Source organism: Pseudooceanicola sp. HF7 (assembly GCF_011806405.1).
In the GTDB taxonomy this organism is placed as follows: domain Bacteria; phylum Pseudomonadota; class Alphaproteobacteria; order Rhodobacterales; family Rhodobacteraceae; genus Pseudooceanicola.
This window is the reverse complement of sequence record NZ_JAATOW010000071.1, coordinates 1-1858: the sequence shown is the minus strand read 5'-3', so window position 1 is coordinate 1858 and position 1858 is coordinate 1. Positions and strand designations below refer to the sequence as shown.

Annotated in this window: 2 protein-coding genes; both read right to left on the bottom strand. The window is 61.0% G+C overall.

The genetic code is table 11. The features are described from left to right. A partial coding sequence (locus HCZ97_RS20355; protein WP_167690944.1) for a plasmid recombination protein occupies positions 1 to 962 on the bottom strand: 962 nt, incomplete at its 3' end. 272 nt (positions 963 to 1234) lie between these two features. After that, positions 1235 to 1762 (bottom strand): RNA 2'-phosphotransferase, encoded by a 528-nt coding sequence (locus HCZ97_RS20350; RefSeq protein ID WP_167690943.1) that lies wholly within the window; start codon positions 1760 to 1762, stop codon positions 1235 to 1237. Positions 1763 to 1858: the final 96 nt, after the last annotated feature.

Sequence of the window (1858 nt, the reverse complement as noted above, 5' to 3'; positions counted from 1 at the left end):
TGGGCGATGAAGTCGCGCTCTTGGTCAGCTCGCCTCTCCAGGGCAGCAGCTTCTCGTTCCAGTTCACTTACACGCAGCTGGCTACGCTCTTCCTGCTCGCGGGACGCTTGGACAATCCGAGTGCGGGCGTCAGCTGCAAGTTTGCCCGTGCGCTCGATCATGCGCTGGCGTTCCAATGCTTCATCGAGGCTGTTCTTGCGATCTCGCTCTAGATCTTCCCGGGCTTGTTTGAGCTTCTCTTCCCGTTTCCGCAGGTCGGCCGCCTGCTGGATGACCCACTCTCGCGTGGATTGGCCGGCGGGAGCATCAATGGCGCGATCCTCGCCATACTCGATCCCCAGATGATCGAGGGCGAGTGTCATGTGCTGCCGGAGCTTTTGAAAGCTTCCCGGCTTCGAGAGGGTGGGATGAGATGCCCGGCCGACAGTACGAACACCCTGAGAGGTCAGAGCCGCCGCCTTGCGCTCTTCGAACTGCTCAGGGGTCTCGCCGCGCTTCTGCTTTCCCGGTTTCCGAGCTTTCTTGAGGTAGGTCGGGGCTACCACTGCATGGATGTGGGGTGTGTCTTCGTCCAGGTGCAGCTCAGCGAAGACGAGATCGTCGCCATGCTCGGCCTGGAGCTGGTTCATGGCGGCCTTTTTCCACGCGTCCAGGCGATCCTCATCCCATGTTCCAACCGCATCAGGATCATCAGGGCGAAAGTAGCCAGGAGACACGGACACCACGATCCGCAGATAGGGGGACTCCGATTGCGCGGCAGGCTTCTTCACCCCGTCTGCGTAGAGGTTTTTGAGCGACTGCATCAGGCCGCGCTCATCGCCCTGGAGGATCTCGTTCAGGTGTGACCGTTCGGGGACGATGTTGGATGCACCGTCAGGCACACGCTTCAGGCAATGGCGGTCCAGTGAGGCGATCATGGACGGTGAGGCCGGTTCGATGTTGTAGACGAGTTTGTGTGCCATGAGGGAAGGCTAGCACGGGGCCGAATGACTGCAAAGTCTCTTTGCTCATAAGGAGACTTTGTGTGGACCCCGGCTGCGCCACCCCACAAAGTCTCCTGATGAGCCCTGCCGGGAGCTTCTCCGATCTGACGATCTGCGCGGTTAGCGACCTCCGGCCAGCACCTTGCCAGGCCACCTGTGGTGGCCGCAAACCCCATCCTGACATCGCCCCCACGAGGCAGGGGAAGGATGGGGTTTGCAAGCGCTGTCGGTTCGTTCTGGGAGCGCAGTTATCAGAAGCCGAGGTATTCCGGCGGCACGGTCGCGGTCAGCCAAACGCCATTGTCTGCGCGCCAGAAAGGCAACCCGTTCACATGCATTGCGGCGGTGTTCACCCGCAACACCACGGGACGACCATGCCGGGTGCCAACCTTCACAGCAGTTTCCTCATCTGGCGACAGGTGGACGTGTTGGCGGCGGCCAGGATTGAGGCCGCTCGCGAAGATTGCATCGAGGTTGTCACGGGCCGTGCCGTGGAACAGCGTGGCTGGTGGTTCGATGGGCGTCAGGCCAAGATCGACCGCAACCGAATGTCCTTGAGCGGCTCGAATACGGCGGCCGTCCTTGGAGAGCGTGAACCGTTGCTTGTCGTTGTCCGTGACGATCTGTCGGAGGGCATCGGGGGAAAGCCGATGCCCTGCCCGTTTCATGCCGCGCAGGAGCTCGTCCACTTGGACCCATCCGCCGGGGCCAAGCGTCAGTCCGATCAGATCGGGCTCATGGCGCAGCACGCGCGACAGGAACTTGCTCTCTTTGGACATGCGGCATGGACTATCTAAAGACTGGATAAGTTTTCTGGCGTTGCGTTCTGCATTCATCGAGCTCAAAAATCAAGCTCGCGGCAGGTGCAATCGTCC

Coding starts and splice junctions, on each gene's coding strand:
- HCZ97_RS20350 (WP_167690943.1), bottom strand. CDS start 1,762: ATGTCCAAAGAGAGCAAGTTCCTGTCGCGCGTGCTGCGCCATGAGCCC.